The 15,777-nt window shown below is 69.5% G+C and carries 16 protein-coding genes; 5 read left to right on the top strand and 11 right to left on the bottom strand.

The annotated features are described in order from the left end of the window. Positions 1-31: 31 nt before the first annotated feature. The 3 genes from truB to ABQE93_RS15040 are packed head-to-tail and all read right to left on the bottom strand — an operon-like array spanning position 32 to position 2,540. Positions 32-916 carry a tRNA pseudouridine(55) synthase TruB gene (truB, locus tag ABQE93_RS15050; protein ID WP_448408225.1) on the bottom strand — a complete coding sequence of 295 codons (885 nt, stop codon included), beginning with the start codon at positions 914-916 and terminating at the stop codon, positions 32-34. Next, positions 913-1,587, bottom strand: coding sequence for a 4'-phosphopantetheinyl transferase PptT (pptT, locus tag ABQE93_RS15045; protein ID WP_448408227.1), 675 nt, complete (start codon positions 1,585-1,587; stop codon positions 913-915). Before pptT ends, truB begins: the two co-directional genes overlap by 4 nt. 2 nt (positions 1,588-1,589) lie before the next feature. Next, positions 1,590-2,540 (bottom strand): ACP phosphodiesterase PptH, encoded by a 951-nt coding sequence (locus ABQE93_RS15040; protein ID WP_448408228.1) that lies wholly within the window; start codon positions 2,538-2,540, stop codon positions 1,590-1,592. A gap of 164 nt (positions 2,541-2,704) precedes the next feature. Here ABQE93_RS15040 and ABQE93_RS15035 point away from each other — a divergent pair, with 164 nt between their 5' ends. Beyond that, on the top strand, positions 2,705-3,277 hold the full coding sequence (locus ABQE93_RS15035; RefSeq protein ID WP_448408230.1) for a DUF3558 domain-containing protein: 573 nt from the start codon (positions 2,705-2,707) through the stop codon (positions 3,275-3,277). Here ABQE93_RS15035 and ABQE93_RS15030 read toward each other — a convergent pair. Together ABQE93_RS15030 and ABQE93_RS15025 are read right to left on the bottom strand one after the other, a co-directional pair. Beyond that, a complete protein-coding gene (locus ABQE93_RS15030) occupies positions 3,265-4,350 on the bottom strand; it encodes a DUF7064 domain-containing protein (RefSeq protein WP_448408232.1) in 1,086 nt (361 codons plus the stop codon). The two genes, ABQE93_RS15035 and ABQE93_RS15030, sit on opposite strands and share 13 nt — an antisense overlap. Next, complete coding sequence (locus tag ABQE93_RS15025; RefSeq protein ID WP_448408234.1) at positions 4,347-5,483, bottom strand: sulfotransferase family protein; 1,137 nt, start codon at positions 5,481-5,483, stop codon at positions 4,347-4,349. The genes ABQE93_RS15030 and ABQE93_RS15025 overlap by 4 nt, the downstream gene beginning before the upstream one ends. Before the next feature lie 144 nt (positions 5,484-5,627). On the opposite strand from ABQE93_RS15025, the gene ABQE93_RS15020 reads away from it, so the two are divergent. Further along, positions 5,628-6,260: a TetR/AcrR family transcriptional regulator gene (locus tag ABQE93_RS15020; protein ID WP_448408236.1), complete on the top strand. Its 633-nt coding sequence runs from the start codon at positions 5,628-5,630 to the stop codon at positions 6,258-6,260. Next, entirely contained in the window at positions 6,257-7,930 is a 1,674-nt protein-coding gene (locus tag ABQE93_RS15015) for a CocE/NonD family hydrolase (RefSeq protein ID WP_448408237.1), read from the top strand. Before ABQE93_RS15020 ends, ABQE93_RS15015 begins: the two co-directional genes overlap by 4 nt. Here ABQE93_RS15015 and ABQE93_RS15010 read toward each other — a convergent pair. Both ABQE93_RS15010 and ABQE93_RS15005 read right to left on the bottom strand, forming a co-directional pair. After that, positions 7,919-8,467, bottom strand: a complete 549-nt coding sequence (locus ABQE93_RS15010) for a DUF1802 family protein (RefSeq protein WP_448408239.1) — start codon at positions 8,465-8,467, stop codon at positions 7,919-7,921. The two genes, ABQE93_RS15015 and ABQE93_RS15010, sit on opposite strands and share 12 nt — an antisense overlap. Then, the gene (locus ABQE93_RS15005; protein WP_448408241.1) at positions 8,464-8,736 is read right to left on the bottom strand and encodes a DUF2277 domain-containing protein; all 273 of its coding nucleotides are present in this window, start codon (positions 8,734-8,736) and stop codon (positions 8,464-8,466) included. Before ABQE93_RS15005 ends, ABQE93_RS15010 begins: the two co-directional genes overlap by 4 nt. Positions 8,737-8,759: 23 nt before the next feature. Between ABQE93_RS15005 and ABQE93_RS15000 the strand changes: the two genes are divergently transcribed. Together ABQE93_RS15000 and ABQE93_RS14995 are read left to right on the top strand one after the other, a co-directional pair. Continuing rightward, positions 8,760-9,527 (top strand): enoyl-CoA hydratase, encoded by a 768-nt coding sequence (locus ABQE93_RS15000; RefSeq protein WP_448408242.1) that lies wholly within the window; start codon positions 8,760-8,762, stop codon positions 9,525-9,527. Positions 9,528-9,609: 82 nt separating this feature from the next. Then, positions 9,610-10,173 carry a class I SAM-dependent methyltransferase gene (locus ABQE93_RS14995; RefSeq protein WP_448408244.1) on the top strand — a complete coding sequence of 188 codons (564 nt, stop codon included), beginning with the start codon at positions 9,610-9,612 and terminating at the stop codon, positions 10,171-10,173. 66 nt (positions 10,174-10,239) lie between these two features. On the opposite strand, the gene ABQE93_RS14990 is transcribed toward ABQE93_RS14995, so the two are convergent. The 4 genes from ABQE93_RS14990 to infB are packed head-to-tail and all read right to left on the bottom strand — an operon-like array spanning position 10,240 to position 15,700. Beyond that, a complete protein-coding gene (locus ABQE93_RS14990; RefSeq protein ID WP_448408245.1) occupies positions 10,240-11,586 on the bottom strand; it encodes an MATE family efflux transporter in 1,347 nt (448 codons plus the stop codon). Continuing rightward, complete coding sequence (locus ABQE93_RS14985; RefSeq protein ID WP_448408246.1) at positions 11,579-12,580, bottom strand: DHH family phosphoesterase; 1,002 nt, start codon at positions 12,578-12,580, stop codon at positions 11,579-11,581. The genes ABQE93_RS14990 and ABQE93_RS14985 overlap by 8 nt, the downstream gene beginning before the upstream one ends. Then, the gene (gene rbfA / locus ABQE93_RS14980) at positions 12,555-13,031 is read right to left on the bottom strand and encodes a 30S ribosome-binding factor RbfA (RefSeq protein ID WP_448408247.1); all 477 of its coding nucleotides are present in this window, start codon (positions 13,029-13,031) and stop codon (positions 12,555-12,557) included. The genes ABQE93_RS14985 and rbfA overlap by 26 nt, the downstream gene beginning before the upstream one ends. Next, a complete protein-coding gene (infB, locus tag ABQE93_RS14975; RefSeq protein ID WP_448408248.1) occupies positions 13,028-15,700 on the bottom strand; it encodes a translation initiation factor IF-2 in 2,673 nt (890 codons plus the stop codon). The genes rbfA and infB overlap by 4 nt, the downstream gene beginning before the upstream one ends. Positions 15,701-15,777: the final 77 nt, after the last annotated feature.

The following is a 15,777-nucleotide window of genomic DNA, read 5'->3' as shown; positions in this document are numbered from 1 at the left end:
AACGGGGCTCTCAGTATGCGCCGAACAGGGGTTACAGGGTCGCTGGACGCAGCACGACGACGGATTTCGTGCGCTTCGGCTCGTCGTGCAATAACGCGATGACGCGTCCGTCGGGGGCGGTGGCGGAGTAGACGCCCGCGATCCCGGCGGGGGCCAGCGCGCGGCCGTGACTGGCGGACTCGGCCTCCTCGGCCGTCAGCTCACGGCGCGGAAACGACAGCAGGCAGGCGGCGTCGAGCGAATACGAAAGGCGCGGTTGGTCGGCCAGGGTGTCGAGGGTGTGCGCCTCGTCCAGCCCGAACGCGCCGACGCGGGTGCGGCGCAGCGCGGTGAGGTGCCCGCCGACGCCCAGCGCGGCGCCGACGTCACGGGCCAGCGCGCGAATGTAGGTGCCGCTGGAGCAGTCCACCTCGACGTCCACGTCGATCGGGCCATCGGGGTGACGACGCACCGCGAGGACGTCGAACCGGTCGATCCGCACCCGCCGCGGCGCCAACTCGACGGGCCGCCCCTCACGGGCGAGCTTGTAGGCCCGCTGCCCGCCGACCTTGATCGCACTGACCGCCGACGGCACCTGGTCGATCTCGCCGCGCAGCGCGGCCACCGCCGCCTCGATCTGGGCGTCGGCCACCTCAGCCGTCGAAACCGTCTGCAGCACTTCGCCTTCGGCGTCTTCGGTGGAGGTGGTCTGGCCGAGCCGGATTGTGGCGGCATACGACTTGTCGGTCGCCGTCAGCAGCCCAAGGATCTTGGTGGCGCGTTCGATGCCGACCACCAGCACCCCGGTGGCCATCGGATCGAGGGTGCCGGCGTGGCCGACTTTTCGGGTGCCGAAGATGCGCCGGCAGCGACCGACCACGTCGTGGCTGGTCATTCCCGCCGGCTTGTCGACGATCACCAGGCCCGCCTCGGTCATAGGACGATGGCGGTCAGGGCCAGACCGTCGCGCACCGACCAGCGCCCCGACAACGTCTCCAGCGGTGGCCCGCTGCGCGCGGCCGGGTCGATCAGGATGCGGGACACGAACCGGCCTGCGCTGCCGGTCTCGTCGACGTCGAACACGATGTGGGCGTCCTCGAACCCCAGCCAGCGCCGGGTCAGCGGATACCACGCCTTGTACGTCGCCTCCTTGGCGCAGAACAGGATTCGGTCCCAGTGCAGACCGGCGGGCAGCCCGCGCAGCTCGGTTCGCTCGGCGGGCAGGCTGATCGCGTCGAGCACACCGTCGGGCAGCACACCGTGCGGTTCGGCGTCGATACCGACCGACCGCACCGCACCCGTTCTGGCGACGGCCGCGCCGCGGAACCCCTCACAATGGGTCAGGCTGCCCACGACGCCGTCGGGCCAGCACGGTTCACCATTGTCCCCCTTGAGAATCGGTGCGGGCGGCACGCCGATCTGGCGCAGCGCCTCACGCGCGCAGTGGCGCACGGTGACGAACTCGTTGCGCCGCTTGGCCACCGAACGCGCGATCAGCGGCTCCTCTTCGGGCAGCGGCGCAATCTCGATCGGATCGTCGTACCGTTCTGCGGCGGCAAGCTCTGGGACGGCCGCCGGCAGAACACCGGACAGCAAGTCGGCGGCCATCGTCACGACCGCCTTGACCGGATGCGCTGCTGCACCTTGGCGGCGTTTTCGCGCATCTCCTGGGTGATCTCGAAGTGGCCGCCGAACTCGTTGAGGTAACCGGGCGGATAGGCGGGGTCGGGCAGGATCTGGCGCAGCCAGCGGTACGGCTTGCGCCGGCGCCACTCCCGCGGATAGCCCACCGACACCTCCTCGAACCGCACGCCGTCATACCAAGTGGTGCGCGGAATGTGCAGGTGCCCGTACACCGAGCAGACGGCGTTATAGCGGGTGTGCCAGTCGGCGGTGGCCGTCGTACCGCACCACAGCGAGAACTCCGGATAGAACATCGCCTCGCACGGTTCGCGGACCATCGGGAAGTGGTTCACCTGCACGGTCGGCATCATCCAGTCGAGGTCCTCGAGCCGCTTGCGGGTATAGGCCAGCCGCTCTCGGCACCACGCGTCGCGGGTGGCGTAGGGCTCCGAGGACAACAGGAACTCGTCGGTGCCGACGACGTTGCGCTCCCGCGCGATCGCCAGGCCTTCGGCCTTGGTGGCCGCCCCCGCCGGCAGGAACGTGTAGTCGTACAGCAAAAACATCGGCACGATGGTCGCCGGCCCGCCCTCCTCCGTCCACACCGGATAGGGGTGCTCGGGGGTGATGACGCCCATCTCGTCGCACATGTTGACGAGGTAGTCGTAGCGGGCCTTGCCGAAGATCTGCATCGGGTCGCGGTTGGTGGTCCACAGCTCGTGGTTGCCCGGGATCCAGATCACCTTGGCGAACCGTTTGCGCAGCAGATCCAGCGCCCAGTAGATCTCGTCGGTGCGCTCAGCGACGTCCCCTGCGACGATCAGCCAGTCGTCAGGGGTCGCTGGGTGCAGCGCCTCGGTCACCGGTTTGTTGCCTGTGTGACCGGTGTGAAGGTCGCTGATCGCCCACAGGGTGGGTCGTCGGCCATCTCGGGTCACAGCCGACCAGCCTACTTGCGCGGTTGTGGTCGCCGGGTCCCCGCTCACCCGGCAACTAGAACATGTTCTTATTTAACCGTCCGGGGGGCAGACGGCACCGCTACACTCCCCCGCAGGGTCGGACAACCCGCGGCGGCGTGCCCGCCACGACAGCAGGAGGTCTGATGGTCGCCAAACTGCGCCTCGTCGCAGCGGCGTGTGCGCTGGTCGCGGCGGTGATCGTGGTGTGGCAGACCAACCCCTCCGGTCAGCCGGTCCAGGTGCGTGCCGCCGACCTGCCGATGACGAACGTCACGACCACCATCAAGTGGCCGGTGGTCGAAACGGTCGATCCGTCGCCGTTCGATCCGTGCCAAGAGATCCCGCTCGGCGTAATCGAGAGCCTCGGGCTGGCGTTCACCCCGCCGGTCCCCGAGGACCAGCTGCGCTGCAGATACGACGCCGGCAACTACCAGATGGCCGTCGAGGCGATCGTCTGGCGCACCTACGAGGAGACGCTGCCGCCCGACGCCGTGCAGCTCGACATCGCCGGTCACCGCGCCGCGCAGTGGTGGATCATGAAGCCGACCGACTGGAACAACCGCTGGTGGATCACCTGCATGGTGGCGTTCGACACCAGCTACGGCGTCCTTCAGCAGTCGCTGTTCTATTCACCGATCTACTCCGAACCCGACCCCGACTGCATGCAGACCAACCTGCAGCGCGCCCACGAGCTGGTACCGCACTACGTATTCTGACGCTCCTCCAGCTGGTCGGTGGGGCTGGAGCGCTCCAACATGCCGATCGTCTCCTCGCCGTCCCAGCGGTAGCGCACGCCCGCCTGCTGCAGGGCCGGAAAACTCCAGTCGGCCAGCTTGGCGAGTTGCTCGGCGGGGATGTCGGCGGGATCGGTGATGTCATGGGTGGACAGCACGGTTTCGCCTTCGATGCGCACGGTGCCGCGCTCGGTCTCCAGCACGACGGAGACGTCCTCGCCGCGGGCGCGCAGCCGGCGCAGCCAGGGCGCCTCGACCACGCGGGCAGGAATCAGCGCGCGGTCACCCGCCGCGTCGCCGAGGTAGAGGTAGCCCTCGTTGTAGTTGGGCTGGCCGTCGGGGCGCGGCGGATAGGCGATGTAGCCGAACGCCCGCCCGCTGGGAAACAGCGCCGACTGCCAGCAGTGCCCCCAGAATCCCTCCAGCCGTCGCACGCCCTGGCGCCGAATCCGTAGCCCGCTGCCGGAGAAGGCGTGGCGCTGTCCGCCGGCGGCGACGGAGCCGGTGGCGCGGAACAGCTGTTCGTAGCGCGGCCCGCCCATCAGGTCACCGACGACCGTGGTCTTCAGCTGCTCATCGGCCGCGGGTTGCATGGCGCCCTGAATCCACGGCGGCACAGCCATTTTCGCCTCGACATCGAACTGCAGGTCCATGAGCGGGCCGTCCTTGTGCCCGGCGGCCAGGTCTGCCGACGACGTCTGCACGGCCTGCCCGTCGAACGTCATGGTCCACACGTCGAACGGCGTCACGCATTCGAAGGCCAGCGGCCCGGCACCCAGCACGCTCGGATGCCCGTTCGCGCCCTCGACCGGTCTGCTCGGCACGTCGTCGCGCAACCGGTAGACCCGGCCGTCGGCGAACGCGACGTTGACTTGGATGCTGTGCGCTTCCCAACTCGACGCGACCGCCTCGATGCCGATCCGGGGCAGCCCCACCGCGCCGCGGTCGTCGAGCACCCAGAAGCTCACCGAATCCCGCATCTCGGGGTTGTCGGGCCGGGTGGCGAACACGAACTCGCGGGCGGGGTCGATGCCGCCGGTCAGGGCACTGGTCATGGGCGCTGTCCCCCTGCGGGTATGTAGGCGTTGAGGTAGTCGGCGAACAACGGCCGAATCGCGTTGGCGTCCAGACCGAATGTTGCCGCGTCCGCTTTGGGGTGCGGTTCGCGTTTCTCGGCGTTCTCGGCCCACCACGCCCGCATACGGCCGATGAACTCCTCGGTGACGGGTTCGCCGAGCCATGCGTAGAGGCGGGTCACTTCGCCGACGGGGTCGGTCTGCATCGAGCGAAAGTCGATGTCGTAGAAGCGATCATCGGCGCCGCCACCGCGAAAGTCCATCACCCGCTGCATCCCGGTCGACCACTGAGCGACGTTGAGCCGGCCGAGGTAGCGGGTGTCGAGGTGGTCGGTGAACCCGCCGGCGATATCGGCGTAGACATCGGCGACCGACAGCATCACGTCGGCCGGGTCGCGATGGGTCATCACGAAGCGGGCGTCGGGAAACACCCGGTCCAGGTACTGCAGCGAGAGCACGTGCGCGGGCGATTTCAGCCGCCACCGCCGGGCCTGCTCACCCCACTGCAGCAGCTTGAGCACCCGTTGCTGGTAGCGGTAGGTCGACGTGAAATCGGCTCGCTCAACCAGCCATTCGGAATACGACGGGATCTGGGCGTAGGCCTGAAAGATCTGGCTTTTGAAGTCGAGCGCCATCAACTCCAGGCACTCCATCGGGCCGCGGATGTCGTTGGGCACGTGATGGCGGCTGCCGGCGATCAGCGTGCGCTCATCGGGCGGGATGCGCGGATCCTCACCGCGGACGGTCGCAGGCGGCGGGCACGGCTGGGCGGACTCCCAACTGCGCAGGTAGCGCACGTGCGGGTCCTGGGCGAGCAGGAACGACAGCGCGGTCGAGCCGGTGCGCGGCAGCCCCAGCCCGAACAGCGGTGCGACGATCTGCTCGTCGCCGATCTCGGGATGGCGGCGATACCAGTCCTCGACCTGCAGGCGCTGACACAGGTGCAACTCGATGCGCTGGTAGAGGAAGGCCTCACCGCGGGCGTTGAGCCGGGCCTCGTTCTCCAGCGCCCGGGTCAGCACCTCCAGCCCGTCGCGGAAAGCGTCGTCACCGAAGTCCTCGCACCCGGTCCGACGGACGGCTGCGGCCATCAACTCCTGCGCCGACGCCACAGTGCACCTCCCGCTTTCCCGCCGCTTTCCCGCCGCTTTCCCGCGCGAACGTGGGTTACCCGCACATATTTCGGCTTTTTCCGTAGCGGTAACCCACGTTCGTCGCGAAGGGAGCCGCTTTCGTGACAGTACACTGTCACTATTATGGCCGACTCGTCAACGGCGCCGCGCCGCTCCTACGACAACCGCGCACGTCGGCAGAAGGCCGCCCAGACGCGCAAGCGCATCATCGAGGCAGGCAGTGCGCTCGTGCACGAGTTCGAGAGCTGGGATTGGCGCGGGCTGACGTTCCGCGCGGTCGCCGAGCGCGCAGGCGTCGGCGAGCGCACGGTGTACCGGCACTTCCCCACCGAACGCCACCTGCACGACGCGGTGATGGCGCAACTGGAGGCCGAGGCGGGGGTGTCCTACGAGGACGTCGACCTCGACAACCTCGGCGCGGTGACCGCACGCGTCTTCGCGTCCCTGCAGCGGTTCGCGGTGCGCGAAACGGTGCCCACCCCCGGCGATTCGGCGTTCGTCGGCTCCGATCAACGCCGCCGGGCCGCGCTGCTGCGTGCGCTCTCCGCGGCGTACCCCGACCTGCCGGACGCGCACCGCCACCCGCTCGCCGGCCTGCTGGATGTGCTGTGGAGCCCCGCGTCCTACGAACGCCTCGTCGGCGGCTGGGCGCTGTCCGGCGCCGACGCGACCCGCGCGATCGAGTGGCTGATGGCGCAGGTGCTGGCCGCAATCGAGCGTGACGATCAGGTTCCGTGCGTAACCTCGGTGCCGTGACCGCAGTTTCCTCCGCATCAACCGTCAATTCCCGCTCCAAATCCAGGCGTATCGCCGGACGAACGGCAGCACGCCTGCTGCGCCTGCCGCCGCACACGACGGACTTCACCGTCAGCAGCATGGCTGTGCCGATGCGCGACGGTGTGCGGTTGGCGGCCGATCACTACCGGCCCACGACCCCGAACCCGACCGGCACCCTGCTGGTGCGCTGCCCCTACGGCCGGGGTTTCCCGTTCTCGACGCTGTACGCCGCGACGTACGCCGCGCGCGGTTATCACGTCGTGCTGCAGAGTGTGCGGGGCACCTACGGCTCCGGCGGCCAGTTCACCCCGATGTCCGACGAGATCTCCGACGGCGCCGACACCGTGGCGTGGCTGCGCGAACAGCCTTGGTTCACCGGCACGTTCGGCACCGTCGGGTTGTCCTACCTGGGATTCACGCAGTGGGCGCTGCTGGTCGACCCGCCGCCGGAGATGAAGGCCGCCGTCGTCATCGTCGGGCCCCACGACACCAGCGGGCCACGTTGGGGCGCAGGATCGTTCGGCATCCACGACTTCCTGGGCTGGAGTGATCTGGTCTCCCGGCAGGAGCAGCCGGGCCGAATCCGCCTGCTTCTGCGGCAACTCGGCGCCCGCCGGGCGTTGTCGCGCGCGACGGGTGAGCTGCCGCTCGGCGAAGCCGGACGCAGGCTGCTCGGCACGGGCGCGCCGTGGTTCGAATCGTGGTTGGAGCACACCGAACCCAGCGATCCGTACTGGGCGCCCATGCGGCTTCACCACGCGTTGGAGCGCTCCGAGGTTCCGGTGCTGCTCGTCAGCGGCTGGCAGGACGTGTTTTTCGAGCAGACGATGACCCAGTACGAGCGGCTGCACCGGCGCGGCGTCGAGGTCGGCCTGACCGTCGGGCCGTGGACGCACACACACCTGACGACCAAGGCGGCCCCGACCGTCATCCGCGAATCCCTGGACTGGCTCGACAGCCATCTGGCGGGGCGCCGCAGCAGCCGGCGCCAACCGGTGCGGGTGTACGTCAACGGCTCCGGCTGGACCGATCTGCCGGAGTGGCCGCCGACGATGCCCGAGGTGGTGCGGTATCTGCAGCCCGGCGGCCGGCTCGGCGACGCGGTGCCACCCGAGACGGCGTCGCCGTCGCTGTTCACCTACGACCCGACCGATCCGACCCCCACGGTCGGCGGTCGACTGCTCGCGCCCGAAGGCGGCTACCGCCGGGACGACCGTCTGGCGCAGCGCGCCGACGTGCTCAGCTTCACCGGCGACCGGCTGCCCGCCGACCTCTACGTCGTCGGCACACCGGTCCTGGAACTGGCGCACAGCTGTGACAACCCGCACAACGACCTGTTCGTGCGGATCAGCGAGGTCGACCCGAAGGGGCGGTCGCGAAACGTCAGCGACGGATACCTCAGAGGCGCACTGGATTCCGGAACGGTGCGCATCGAACTCGACCCGGTGGCGCACCGGTTCCGCGCCGGGTGGCGCATCCGGGTGTTGGTGGCGGGCGGATCGCATCCGCGGTTCGCCCGCAATCTGGGCACCGGCGAACCGATCGTGTCGGGTCGGCGCACGGAGACCGCCACCCACACGGTGCATCTCGGCGACGGCGCGTCACGGCTGGTGCTGCCCGCCGGTGCGGGTGCGCCGTCAACCAACTGAGCGGCGCACCCGCTCGGCGACCTCGGTGAGGGCGACGTCGTCGTGCACCGGATCGGCCCAGCCGGGGTCGGCGGGCACCTGGACCCAACTGGTGCAGCCGGCGTAGTCGGGAGTGCGGGTGAGCCGCAGCGGCTCGGTCAGCGGGCAGGCCTGCACCACCAGGACGGTCAGGCGGTGTTTGGGACGAAAGTCGACCCGGTCGCCGCGCACGGATTCGTCGGTCCAGATATGCAGCGGCGCAATGTCTGTCAGCGCCTCTGGCCGGTGGACTTCGACGGCGGCGACGACGCGGGCACCGGCACGGATCACCACGGAGTCCTCGGTGCTGTCGGCGGCCGCGGGGTCGAGCAGATCGCGGTGTGCTGGCCGGACCCGTTCGGCGTGGCTGTGCGCGACGGTCGGGAAAAGCAGGAACCGCGACGCGGTCACGGCGAACCGCTTCTCGTGGATACCGCCCTTGCGCAGCAGCACGGTCTGCCTGCCGTCGAGCAGCGCGTGCACGGCCGCGCTCCACTCCTTGAGTGCAGGCGCCGTCACGGCGCCTTAGCGGCGATCCGGGCCCGCACCTCGGGGCGGCGCAGCGGCGGCACGGTCTTGGGCGGTTGCCGTCGGGCAGGCAGCTCGGTCAACAGCCGCGCGGTGGTGGCGGTGACCTCGGCGACGGCGGCTTCGAAGGCGTCGACGTTGGCCGCCGTGGGCCGCGTGATGCCGCTGACCTTGCGGATGTACTGGCGCGCGGCCGCCTCGATCTCCTCGTCGGTGGCGGCTGGTTCCAGCCCGCGGAGCTCGGTGATGTTTCGGCACATGGCTCCACGATATGTTCAGCGGCATGGTCAGCTCAGAAACACCGGACATCTTGCTCATCGACACCACCGACCGCGTGCGCACGTTGACGCTCAACCGACCGCAGTCACGCAACGCGTTGTCGGCCGAGCTGCGCAAACGGTTCTTCGCCGCGCTGGCCGACGCCGAGGCCGACGGGGACGTCGACGTCGTGATCGTCACGGGCGCCGACCCGGTGTTCTGCGCCGGGCTTGACCTCAAGGAGCTCGGCGACACCACGGAGCTGCCCGATATCTCGCCGAAGTGGCCGGCGATGAACAAGCCGGTGATCGGCGCCATCAACGGCGCCGCGGTGACGGGCGGCCTGGAGCTCGCGTTGTACTGCGACATCCTGATCGCCTCCGAGCAGGCGCGCTTCGCCGACACCCACGCCCGCGTCGGGCTGCTACCCACCTGGGGGCTGTCGGTGCGGTTGCCGCAAAAGGTGGGCATCGGGATGGCCCGGCGGATGAGCCTGACCGGTGACTACCTGTCGGCCGCCGATGCGCTGCGCGCGGGGCTGGTCACCGAGGTGGTGGCGCACGACGAGTTGCTGCCGACCGCGCGCCGGATCGCGGCCGCCATCGTGGGCAACAACCAGCGGGCGGTGCAAGCGCTGCTGGCGTCGTATCACCGCATCGACGAGGCCACCACCAACGAGGGGCTGTGGATCGAAGCGGCCTCGGCGCGGGAGTGGATGCGCTCGGCCAGCGGCAACGACATCGCCGCCAACCGCGACGCCGTGCTGCAGCGCGGCCGCTCCCAGGTGCGCTGAGCAACTCTGGCGCGAGGGTGCGTGTTTGCGGGCGACACGCCGCCACTTGGCCGAAGTTTGCGCACGCTCGTAGGCTGCGATCGTGAACGAACTGCACGAGTACTGCGGCAGCGACGAATGGCGACAGCTGATCCGCGAGGTGATCCTGCCGTGGGCGCTCGGTGAAACCGACCTCGGCGACAACGTGCTCGAGGTCGGCCCGGGTTACGGCGCCACCACCGATGTGCTGGGCGCGGTGGCGACACGTGTGACGTCGGTGGAGATCGACCGCGAGCTCGCCGCAATGCTCACCTCGCGCTTCGCCGACACGCCGTCGGTTCAGATCGTCAACGGCGACGCCACACAGTTGGCGTTTGCCGACCGAACCTTCACCGGCGCAGCGTGTTTCACGATGCTGCACCATGTGCCGACCGTCGAGCTGCAGGACCGGCTGTTCGCCGAGGTGGCGCGGGTGCTGCGGCCCGGCGCGGCGCTGGTCGCCAGCGACAGCCTCGGCAGCGACGAGTTGGCCGAAGCCCACGAGGGTGACACCTACAACCCCGTCGACCCGACGTCGCTGCCGGACCGGTTGGCGGCGGCCGGTTTCGGCGACATCGAGGTGAAGACCACCGACTACGGTTGGGCCGCGATCGCCCGGGCAACGTAGTGCGAGCGTGCGCAAACTCGCGATCGGACACGGCGTGTCGGGCTCTGACACGCACGCTCGCGGCAATTAGGTGGTGGTGCCGGGGATCAGCCAGCGCCCGGAGAACGCGCGCAAGCCGACGAACACCAACCGCAGCACCATGAACGTCGACAGGCCCGCCCAGATGCCCAGCAGGCCCCAGTCGAACGCCAGCGACAGCCAGATCAACGGTAAGAACCCGATCAGCGCGCTGATCAGCGTCGCATTGCGCATGAACTTCGCGTCACCGGCGCCCAACAGCACCCCGTCGAGCGCGAACACGATTCCCGCGACCGGTAATTGGGCCACCATGAACCACCACGGCACCCCGATGGCGTCGAGCACCGAACGGTCGTCGGTGAACACGGCGGGAAACACCGACGATCCGACGGCGAACACGATCGCCAGCACCGACGCGGCCAGCGTGGAAAAGATCGTCACCCGCCACGCCACCGATTTGGCGTGCGCGAGGTGACCCGCCCCCAGCGCGGCGCCCACCAGCGACTGCGCCGCGATCGCCAGTGAATCCAGCACCAGGGCAAGGAAATTCCACAGCTGCAGCACCACCTGATGGGCGGCCACCGCGGCGGCGCCGAACCGGGCGGCCACGGCGCCCGCGGAGACGAAGCAGGCCTGAAACGCCATCGTGCGCAGGATGAGGTCGCGGCCCATCACGACCTGCGCGCGCAGCACCGCGGGCTGGATCCGCAGCGACGCCTTCTCCACCAGCAGCGCGCGGAAGAAGAACAGCGCCGCCAACCACTGCCCCACCACGTTGGCGACCGCGGAGCCCGCCAGTTCCAGCCGCGGCATGCCCAGCCAGCCGTAGACCAGCAGCGGGCACAGCACCGCCGAAAACCCGAACCCCACAACGACGTAATGCAACGGGCGCACGGTGTCCTGCACGCCGCGCATCCAGCCGTTGCCCGCGGCCGAGACAAGGATCGCCGGCACCCCGAAGATCGCGATCCGCACCCACGGCGTCGCCGCGTCGGCGATCTCGCCGCCGTCGGCGTCTCCGGCGAGCACCGAGACCAGCGGCACGGTGAACGCCTGCACCGCCAGCACCACCACGGCGCCGACGCCGAGCGCCAACCACGTCGCCTGCACCCCCTCGGCCACCGCCGCCGCACGGTTGCCTGCTCCGAAGAACCGGGCGGAGCGCGCGGTCGTGCCGTAGGACAGAGACGTCATCTGCGAGCTGAGCGTGGTCAGGATCAGCCCGCCGATGGCCAGCCCAGCCAGCGACAGCGCGCCTAGCCGGCCGACGATCGCGATGTCGAACAGAAGGTAGATGGGTTCGGCGGCCAGCACCCCGAGGGCGGGTAACGCCAGCGCCGCGATCCGGCGACCGGAGGCGTCGGCGACCGGCAGATCGCCTTCGGGTTCAGCCAATTGTCGCGCGCAGCGCCGCGACGACCTCGTCGACGGTGCCGGTGGCCGAGTACCCCGCGGCGAACCGGTGCCCGCCCCCGCCGAACGCGGCAGCGACGGGAGAAAGGTCATAGGTCTTCGCGCGCATCGACACCGACCAGTGCGCGGGTTCGATCTCTTTGAACACCGCGGCGATCTCGGCTTCCTGGGTGGTGCGCACGATGTCGACGATGCTCTCCACCTCCTCCGGACGCGCGTTGGCCCACTCCTGGTGCGGCACAACGGCATACACGAAGCCTTGGCCGCCAAGCGCCTCGGGAACCAGGCGCGCGGAGCCCAGCACCCGCGACAGCATCGGCAGCCACGCGAAAGGATGGCTGTCGAGCAGCGCGCGGCTGATCCCCGCGTTGTCGACGCCCAACTCCACCAGTCGCGCGGCCAACCGGTGCGCGCGCGGGGTGGCCCAGCGGAACGAACCGGTGTCGGTGGTCAGCCCCGCGTACAGGCAGTGCGCGACGCCGATGTCGATCGGCTTGCCCCACGCGTCGAGCAGGTCGGCCACCAGCATCGTGGTGGAGTCGGCCGTCGCATCGACGTAGTTGGCGGAGCCGAACAACTGATTGGAGGCGTGATGGTCGATGACCAGCACCTCGCGGCCCGCATCGGCCAGCGGGGACAACGCCCCCAACCGGTTGACGCTGGGGATGTCGACGGTCACCACCAGATCGGCGTCGCGGCGCATCGCATCGGGTTCGACCAGCAGGTAGCCACCGGGCAGCGTCTGCAGCGAATCCGGCAGGTCAGCAGGCGCTGCGAAGCTGACTTCGACGTCCTTGCCTGCCTGGTCCAACACGAGCGCCAGCGCCAACCCCGCGCCGATCGTGTCGGCATCGGGGTAGACGTGACACACCACGCTGACGCTGTCGGCAGCCGACAGCAGGTCGGCCGCCTCGCGCGCATCGACGACCGGACGGGTCGCAACAGCGGCGTCAGTCATCTTGTCGGTCGCGGTCACCGGTGTCCTCAGAGTCAGGCCCCCCAGCACTACGGTACGGGTCCGCGTCACCCGCGTGCTTGGCGCCTTCCCGAACCCTGGCCAGATCTTCATCGGCCGCGCGGGCCCGGTCGAGCAGCTCGGCCATCCGCACCGCCGTGTCTGGCACCGTATCGCGCTCGAAGGCCAGTGTCGGGGTGAATCGCACTCCGGTGGCCGCGCCGACCTTGCTGCGCAGCACTCCCCTGGCCTTGTCCAGCGCCGCCTCGGCGCCGGCATAGTCGGGCTCCTCGTCGAGGCTGTTGCCCATCACCGTGTAGAACAGCGTGGCGTCATGCAGGTCGTTGGTGACCTTGGCGTCGGTGATCGTGACGCCGGCCAGCCGTGGATCCTTGATCTCGTACTCGATCGCCGAAGCGACGACGGTCAGGATTCGTTTGGCCAGCCGGCGTGCGCGTGCCGGATCGCTCACGACCGCTCTTTCTCGACCAGCTCGTACGTCTCGATGACATCGCCTTCTTTGATGTCGTTGTAGGTCAACGTCAAACCGCATTCGAAGCCCTCGCGGACCTCGGTGACGTCGTCCTTCTCCCGCCGCAACGAGGACACCGTGAGGTTCTCGGCGACGACGACGTTGTCACGCAACAACCGGGCCTTGGCGTTGCGGCGCATGACACCCGAGGAGACCATGCAGCCCGCGATGTTGCCGACCTTCGACGACCGGAAGATCGCGCGGATCTCGGCGCGACCGAGCTCGCGCTCCTCGTACACCGGCTTGAGCATGCCCTTGAGGGCCTTCTCGATGTCGTCGATGGCCTGGTAGATCACCGAGTAGTAGCGGATCTCCACACCATCGCGGTTGGCCAGTTCGGTGGCCTTACCTTCCGCGCGCACGTTGAACCCGATGATGATCGCGTCCGAGGCCGACGCCAGGTTGACGTTGGTCTCGGTGACGCCGCCGACACCGCGGTCGATGACGCGCAACTGCACCTCGTCGTCGATCTGGATGCCCAGCAGGGCCTCCTCCAGCGCCTCGACGGTGCCGGAGTTGTCGCCCTTGAGGATGAGGTTGAGCTGGCTGGTTTCCTTCAGCGCCGAATCCAGATCCTCCAGGCTGATGCGCTTGCGCGAACGCGCCGCCAACGCGTTGCGCTTGCGCGCGTTGCGCCGGTCGGCGATCTGCCGGGCGATCCGGTCCTCGTCGACAACCAGCAGGTTGTCGCCGGCACCTGGCACCGACGTGAAGCCGATGACCTGCACCGGCCGCGACGGAAGCGCCTCGGTGACGTCGTCGCCGTGCTCGTCGACCATGCGTCGGACGCGCCCGTAGGCGTCGCCGGCCACGATCGAGTCGCCGACGCGCAGCGTGCCGCGCTGCACCAGCACGGTCGCCACCGGGCCCCGGCCGCGGTCCAGGTGCGCCTCGATGGCCACACCCTGAGCCTCCATGTCGGGGTTGGCCCGTAGGTCCAACGCGGCGTCGGCGGTCAGCAACACGGCCTCGAGCAACGCATCGATGTTCGTGTTGTTCTTCGCCGAGATGTCGACGAACATCGTGTCGCCGCCGAAATCCTCTGCCACCAAACCGTATTCGGTCAGCTGTCCGCGGATCTTGGCCGGGTCGGCACCTTCCTTGTCGATCTTGTTGACCGCCACCACGATCGGCACGTCGGCGGCCTGCGCGTGGTTGATGGCCTCCACCGTCTGCGGCATGACGCCGTCGTCGGCGGCGACCACCAGGATCGCGATGTCGGTGGCCTTCGCACCGCGGGCACGCATCGCGGTGAACGCCTCGTGACCGGGGGTGTCGATGAAGGTGATCAGCCGCTCGTCACCCTCGTGCTCCACGCTCACCTGGTACGCGCCGATGTGCTGGGTGATGCCACCGGCCTCACCCTCACCGACGTTGGCCTGGCGGACGGTGTCGAGCAGTCGGGTCTTGCCGTGGTCGACGTGACCCATCACGGTCACCACCGGCGGGCGGCTCTCCAGATCCGATTCGTCGCCCTCGTCCTCGCCGTAGGTGAGGTCGAAGGATTCCAGCAGCTCGCGGTCCTCGTCCTCGGGGCTGACGACCTGAACCTTGTAGTTCATCTCGCCGCCGAGTAGCTCGAGGATGTCGTCACCGACCGACTGCGTGGCGGTGACCATCTCACCGAGATTGAACAGCGCCTGTACCAGCGACGCCGGGTTGGCGTTGATCTTCTCGGCGAAGTCAGACAGCGACGCGCCGCGGGCCAGCCGGATGGTTTCGCCGTTGCCGTGCGGCAACCGCACGCCACCGACGACCGGCGCCTGCATCGAGTCGTATTCCTGACGCTTCTGCCGCTTGGACTTGCGACCGCGCTTGGGCGCACCGCCGGGACGGCCGAAGGCGCCGGCCGCACCGCCGCGCTGCCCGGGACGGCCTCCGCCGGGACGACCGCGGAAGCCACCAGCAGGGGGCGCGCCGCCACCGCGGTAACCACCGCCACCGCCGCCGCCGCCGGGACGACCGCCGCCGCCGGGAGCCGGACGACCGCCCGGGCCTGGGCGTGGACCGCCGGGGCGGCCCGTGGCGCCCGGACGCGGTCCGGCCGGGCGCGGCGGCATATTGCCCGGAGACATGCCCGGTCGCGGCGCACCCGGACGGGGTGCACCCGGGCGCGGTGCCTGCGGACGCGGGATCGGCCGGTCGACGGGCTGCTGGGTGGAGAACGGATTGTTGCCGACGCGCGGGGTGCGCGGGGCCGGTTTGGGTGCGGACGGCGGGCCGGGCCGTGGACCCGGTGTCGGGCCTGGCCGGGCCGGTGGGGCCTCGGGGGGTGCGGCCGCTGCGGGCGGCGGTGCCGGGGTCGCCTGTGGCGGTGCGGCGGCCGGAGGCTCGACCGGCGCCGCGGGCTTGGGCGCAGCCGACTTGGCCGGCGCCTTAGCGGCGGACTTGGCGGGAGCGGCCGCCGAAGCACCGTTGCCGTCGGCCTTGACCTTGTCCGGCGCGGCCTTACCGCCGCCGAACGATTCGCGCAGCCGGCGCGCAACGGGGGCCTCCACGGTGGAGGATGCTGATTTGACGAATTCGCCCTGTTCGCTCAGCCGGGCGAGTACTTCCTTGCTGGTGACACCGAGTTCCTTTGCCAACTCGTGTACACGGGCCTTTGCCACTACATCTCCATCTCTAGAGGCGTCAGCGGTGGTAGGCGCCGCGCCTCGGTTTAGCTATGACGCATTGTCATCGGGAC

It is taken from the genome of Mycolicibacterium sp. XJ662, from assembly GCF_053484035.1.
Note: the sequence above shows the minus strand (reverse complement) of the source record. Positions and strands in the feature narration are given on the sequence as shown.